The organism is Liquorilactobacillus oeni DSM 19972 (assembly GCF_001436275.1).
In the GTDB taxonomy this organism is placed as follows: Bacteria; Bacillota; Bacilli; order Lactobacillales; family Lactobacillaceae; genus Liquorilactobacillus; species Liquorilactobacillus oeni.
On sequence record NZ_AZEH01000039.1, the window covers coordinates 847,483 to 853,319 of the forward strand.

5 protein-coding genes and 4 tRNA genes are annotated in these 5,837 nt (G+C 37.3%); 1 reads left to right on the forward strand and 8 read right to left on the reverse strand.

What is annotated here, in order from left to right:
* Window positions 1-83: 83 nt before the first annotated feature.
* From FD46_RS09145 to FD46_RS09170, 6 genes are all read right to left on the reverse strand, one after another.
* Complete coding sequence (locus tag FD46_RS09145) at window positions 84-782, reverse strand: GntR family transcriptional regulator (protein WP_057896841.1); 699 nt, start codon at window positions 780-782, stop codon at window positions 84-86.
* Between the two features lie 14 nt (window positions 783-796).
* On the reverse strand, window positions 797-1,930 hold the full coding sequence (gene nagA, locus FD46_RS09150) for an N-acetylglucosamine-6-phosphate deacetylase (protein ID WP_057896842.1): 1,134 nt from the start codon (window positions 1,928-1,930) through the stop codon (window positions 797-799).
* A 34-nt stretch (window positions 1,931-1,964) separates the two neighbouring features.
* Entirely contained in the window at window positions 1,965-2,768 is an 804-nt protein-coding gene (gene proC / locus FD46_RS09155) for a pyrroline-5-carboxylate reductase (protein ID WP_057896843.1), read from the reverse strand.
* 122 nt (window positions 2,769-2,890) lie between these two features.
* Window positions 2,891-2,962, reverse strand: a tRNA-Gln gene (locus FD46_RS09160).
* Between the two features lie 3 nt (window positions 2,963-2,965).
* A tRNA-Tyr gene (locus FD46_RS09165) sits at window positions 2,966-3,051 on the reverse strand.
* Between the two features lie 153 nt (window positions 3,052-3,204).
* Entirely contained in the window at window positions 3,205-4,674 is a 1,470-nt protein-coding gene (locus tag FD46_RS09170) for a peptide MFS transporter (protein ID WP_057896844.1), read from the reverse strand.
* 368 nt (window positions 4,675-5,042) lie between these two features.
* On the opposite strand from FD46_RS09170, the gene FD46_RS09175 reads away from it, so the two are divergent.
* Window positions 5,043-5,303 (forward strand): hypothetical protein, encoded by a 261-nt coding sequence (locus FD46_RS09175; protein WP_057896845.1) that lies wholly within the window; start codon window positions 5,043-5,045, stop codon window positions 5,301-5,303.
* Window positions 5,304-5,533: 230 nt separating this feature from the next.
* On the opposite strand, the gene FD46_RS09180 is transcribed toward FD46_RS09175, so the two are convergent.
* Window positions 5,534-5,606 (reverse strand) — tRNA-Thr (locus FD46_RS09180).
* 10 nt (window positions 5,607-5,616) lie between these two features.
* A tRNA-Glu gene (locus FD46_RS09185) sits at window positions 5,617-5,688 on the reverse strand.
* Window positions 5,689-5,837 lie beyond the last annotated feature (149 nt).

A 5,837-nucleotide genomic window follows, 5' to 3' on the forward strand; every position in this document is an offset into this window, starting at 1 on the left:
ACAAGATAAATGGTTAAAAATCTAACTTATTCTTCTATAAATTAGACGGGCTTACGCTTTAAAAAACGTAGCCCGCCTAATTTTTATTTTTCTAAGTAAAATTCAAAACGTTCACCCGCATACTGTGTCCGTACATATTCAAATGGCCGTCCACCCTTTAAACTTGTGATTTGTCTAAGACGTAAAATAGCGTCCCCACGTTTAATTTCTAAATAGTCAGCAATCTTTTCCGAAGCCGAAACGGCAGTTACTGTCTGTTGAGCATGACCAATTGCATTTCCGCTTTCTTCGAGTGCTCTGTACAACGAACTGGTTATCTCTTCTTTGCTGAATCCTTTAATCAGGTCTTCAGGAATTGTTGCTATCTCAAAACAAATAGGTGTTTTATCTGCATAGCGGATTCTTTCCATGCGCAATACATAATTATTCTCATTTAAATTCAGTTTTTCCATTTCACTTAAGGAAGGAGTAGCAACATGATATGAAAGTGTTTTACTAGAGGGTACCTTCCCTTGTGCCTTTGTAAGTTCAGTAAAACTCGTAACTCCTGACATCTTTTCCTGCACTTTTTGACGTGCTACATAGGTACCAGATCCAACATGACGCTCCAAGATTCCCTCTTCAACCAAAGTCTGCACTGCTTGTCTTAAGGTCATTCGACTAACTCCAAAGTCAACGGCAAGCTGTCTTTCAGAAGGGATGCGATCGCCAACTGACCATTTTCCAGTTTCAATTGATCTTTTTATTACATTATGAATTTGAATGTAAATAGGCGAAGCCATCTTTTCCTCCTTTTTTAGTCATTGTAACGTCGACCCAAGCTATAAGTTTCTTTTAAGTTCAGTTTCTTATCAAAAATATTAAGGTCAGCATCTTTGCCGATCTCAAGTGTCCCTTTTTGTTTGAGCCCGAATTCACGTGCCTGATTAACTGAAGACATTAACACTGCATTTTCAATACCGCAACTTGTAAAACTGATCATGTTGCGAAATGCATCTTGAAACTGAAGAACAGAACCTGCAAGGTTACCAGTTTCCAAGCGAGCTTGTTTATCTTTTACAATTACCTTTTGACCGCCTAATTCAGAGATACCTTCTGGCATTCCTTTCGCTCTCATAGAATCCGTAACAAGCTCCATTTTCTTAGGACCCTTTATTTCATAAGCCAGCCTAATCATATCAGGAACTACATGGAACCCATCTGCAATCATCTCACAATAAATATTGTCTTCAAGCAAAGCATGACCTGTTACACCAGGTTGACGATGTTTAAACTCACGCTGTGCATTATAAAGATGCGTCACATGACTTGCCTTTGAATGCTTCAGCTGTTCTCTTAAAGCATTACTGTGTCCGACTGAAGGGACTATACCATGTTCAAGACAGTAATCTTCAAATTCAGCTGAATTTTCATGCTCTGGAGCATATGTTATCATTTTGACAAGATTGCCGGAAAGTTCATTCCAATGGGCTAATAACTTGATGTCAGGTGCTTGAATATATTTTTCAGGTTGAGCTCCCTTGAAAACAGGTGAAATAAAAGGACCTTCCAAATGGATTCCTTGAATCACTGGATTTTTAACTGCTGCTTGACGGATACCCGACATCGCTTTTGCAATATTATCCGGTGACTGGGTCATAGTTGTTGCAAAATAGCTGGTAATCCCTTCATGGACCATGTGCTGAACCATCTCATCAATCTGTGCAGCATCTCCATCCATCGCATCAAAGCCGTATCCGCCATGACTATGAACATCTATAAATCCCGGAACAATTGTCTTTCCTTCCAAATCATAAACTTCATCGTCACTTTGAGGCTGATAATCTGCCATTGAAGCAACTTCTTCTATCTGTTTTGAAAAACGGATAAAACCATCTTCTAGATGCCCGTCTCCAGTATAAATTGATGCATGTTTTAACACAGTTTTCATTGTTAAATCTTCTTTCTTTTGTTAGTTATGTCTGTTAATTATTTTCTTTGTCCTTTGCGATTGTTGCATCAACACCCTTAACTACAGCCGTCATTAGCCCAGCCTCTTCCATTGCCAATAAACCAGCCACTGTAGTACCGCCTGGAGAAGAGACGGTATCGATAAGTTCCCAAGGAGTTTGTTTTGCGGCTAAAACTTTTTGAGCACTTCCCAAAACAGCTTGTGCTGCAATCTGAGTAGACTGTTTTTTATTCAACCCATACTTAACCCCAGCACGCGAGAGCGCATCAATAAATAAATAGACAAATGCCGGAGAACTACCAGCCAGAGCAACAAAGGTGCTGAAATCTTCTTCTGGAAGCTCAGTTGCTTTTCCAAGCTGTTCAATAAGTCTTTTGAGTTCTTGATAATGCTCAGCAGTCAAAAAAGCTCCTTTTGCTAAAGCAGTTACTCCTGCATGCAATTCGACATTGACATTCGGCATTATTCTTAATAGTTCATATTTTTTCCCGCCAAGTGAATCACTTATCTGATTTAAAGAAAAACCGCTGACCATTGAAACAAGAACAGTCTTTCGTGTAGAAACAGCTTCTTTAATCTCATTAAGTACTTCAGGCAGTATTTTGGGTTTCACCGCTAGAAAAACGACCTCAGACTGTTTAACAACTTCTATATTGCTACCAAGTGCCACGAGGTTATTTTGCTGAGCATAACTTTGATAATTCTGCGGGTGTGCACTATGTACATAAATATTTTGAGGATCAAGTTCACCAAAGGTCAACCAGCCATTTATAATTGCTTTTGCCATATTGCCAACACCAATAAACCCGATTTTCATTGGAAATCCTCCCTTTCAGTGATGTATACCAATATAGTGAATGTACCTATTTTTCACCTAAATGTCAATCAAGGCTTTAAGAAAATAAAAAAACACCACCCTCCGGCGATGTTTTTTATAAGTTGGGCTAGCTGGATTCGAACCAGCGCGTCACGGGATCAAAACCCGATGCCTTACCGCTTGGCTATAGCCCAATATGGTGGAAGGGAGTGGATTCGAACCACCGAACCCGAAGGAGCGGATTTACAGTCCGCCGCGTTTAGCCAGACTTCGCTACCCTTCCAAATACCTTGATATGGATACTGCATATATCCGACCTAATAATAATACTATGGTTGTGTGTCAGATGCAAGTCTTTTCAAGACATTCTTGCAATTTATAAACTTCATTTGTTTTTATAGTTGAACTTAACGAAAATTTAGTTAGCAAGAGCAAATTAACCAACACCAAGCATTAATTTTTTAATTCGAGGGGCAAATAAAAGTAAAATGATACCAAAAATAATAGTACCAACTCCTACAATACCATAGTAGCCAATTTCAGTTCCCTTTGCATAAAAGCGAACTATTTGAGCATTAAATGCCTGTGCCACAGCATCGCTAAGAAACCACATACTCATCATTTGTGACCTAAACGCTTTAGGTGCAAGCTTAGTAGTTGCAGAAAGCCCGATCGGCGAAATCAACATTTCTCCTACGATTACTAGTGCCCAGCTCATGATCAACCATAAAGGACTGACTTTTACATTGGAACCAAAAAGCAGACCAGGAAGCATCATCCACATAAATGAAATTCCAGCAAAAAACAATCCATAAGCAAATTTTACTGGTGAAGAAGGCTGATGTTTCCCAAGTATAGTCCAAAGGTAAGCAAATATAGGTACATACACCATAATAAATAATGGATTCATACTCTGAAAGAAACTAGCAGGAAAGTTGACTCCCCAAAGTGAAAGCCGAGTTTGTTCATCAGCAAAAAGAGCAAGAACTACTGACCCTTGTTCCTCAATTGACCAGAAAAGAATACTGGCAATAAAAAGGGGAATATATGCCCAGACACGTGAACGTTCTTCCTTTGTAACCTTACGGCTGCTCAACATCAGACTAAAATAATAAATTGGAATAAACACTGCAATAATAGTAATCAGCATGATAATATTTGTGATTGTCAGTAAGTTGAACAAGCCCATAATAACGAGAACCAAGATAAGTGCAACCACTGCTAGAATGAATTTTTTAATGAAAGTCCCCATCTCTGTTGGACTGATTGGGTCGCTGGGATAAAGACTTTCTTTAGTAAGATATTTTTTCCCACCAAAGTAATATTGTACTAACCCAAAAAACATTCCGATTGCAGCAAGAGAAAATCCAAGATGAAAGTTAACTTCTTGTCCTAAGTAACCTACAACAATTGGTGCAATAAAGGCTCCCATGTTAATTCCGAATACAAAAATACTAAAACCGGCATCACGACGAGAATCCTCTGGTCTATACAAATCCCCTACCATCTCAGAAACATTTGGTTTTAGAAGACCTGTTCCAATTACAATTAACGCAATTGAGATAAAAAGTGCTGTTTTTCCAAAAGGTGTTGCTAGTGCGATATGGCCCAGCATAATTAAAATGCCACCCACAAAAACTGTTCTCCTGCTTCCCCAAAGCCGATCGCTGACAAAACCGCCGATTACACTTGAAAGGTAAACCAAAGAACCATAGATTGCCATAATAGATGCAGCAAGAGACTTATCAAAACCTAGGCCCCCGTTAGTAACTGAATAAAACATATAAAATAAAAGAATTGCACGCATTCCATAATAACTAAAGCGTTCCCACATCTCTGTGAAAAAAAGCGTTGCCAGACCCCGAGGATGTCCTAGAAAAGCGGTATCCTTTGCTTTTTCATTCATCATTAATTCCTCCAAATTTCTATAACTGCAAAAACCAAGTATTTTAAAAATAAACACAACGCTCATTATTATAGAAGTTTAAAATTAACACGTCAACTAACTTGAACGATGCCTTAATTCTGTTTTTGACTTTTTGCAAATTTAAAAATTACTCTAATAGCTTTTAGCAAGATAAAACTTCTTTAATAAAAACAACAATTTTTAGGTGAAAATTTACTAATTATTTTTAGCATTACAATGTTGATTTATGTCTTATATAAATTAATGCAAAATACTACATTATTTTACAATGTAGCTCTTTATCAATTGCTTTTTATTTATTAGCAAATAATAATAGGTCTTGCTAAATACAAAAAGGAGAATTTTATATGAATAGAGATTTAAAATATTTTAATTATCGATTAGATATCTGCTTAGACGAGGCTTTGGATGCACAGCAAGCAGTTGCTAAAAGTTCGGAAGCTTTAGATGATGATATTGCCATGATTAAAGTCATTCAAGAACTTAAAGAGTTAATAAAACAGAATGAATTCATTCAACGCAAACTTTATAAAGTCTATAAAGAATATCAGATAGACGAATCATCTAAGAGTGAAATTTTACCTTTCAAAAATAAGTTAAGAAACTAATAAATTTTCAAATATTTTTACAATATATGATTTAAAATTTTCCCAAAAACTAAAAGTTTAGTATGGAGTCCAGTAAAAGTTTATTTTTATTGGACTCCAATACTTTTAAAATCAGATCAACAAGGTACACGATATCATTTTTCATTTGACACGCTAAAAATTATATAAAAAAATAAGAATACTTTTATTTGTTATTCTTACTCGATGTGTATATGTAGTTTTATTAATTATGCCGGCTGCAGGATTCGAACCTGTGACCCTCGGTTTACGATACCGATGCTCTACCAACTGAGCTAAGCCGGCATATCTTTGATGACCCGTACGGGATTTGAACCCATGTTACCGCCGTGAAAGGGCGGTGTCTTAACCACTTGACCAACGGGTCATAAGTAAGCTAAAAGCTTACTACAAAATAAATGTACTCAGAAGTCTACAAATAATCAGATATCTCCTGGTTATCTATGTTCTGAGTACCATTTTTGCACGGCAACGACCTACCCTCGCAGGGGGCGATCCCCCAACTACTCTTGGCGC

Coding starts and splice junctions, on each gene's coding strand:
- proC (WP_057896843.1), bottom strand. CDS start 2,768: ATGAAAATCGGGTTTATTGGTGTTGGCAATATGGCAAAAGCAATTATA.
- nagA (WP_057896842.1), bottom strand. CDS start 1,930: ATGAAAACTGTGTTAAAACATGCATCAATTTATACTGGAGACGGGCAT.
- FD46_RS09145 (WP_057896841.1), bottom strand. CDS start 782: ATGGCTTCGCCTATTTACATTCAAATTCATAATGTAATAAAAAGATCA.
- FD46_RS09170 (WP_057896844.1), bottom strand. CDS start 4,674: ATGAATGAAAAAGCAAAGGATACCGCTTTTCTAGGACATCCTCGGGGT.
- FD46_RS09175 (WP_057896845.1), top strand. CDS start 5,043: ATGAATAGAGATTTAAAATATTTTAATTATCGATTAGATATCTGCTTA.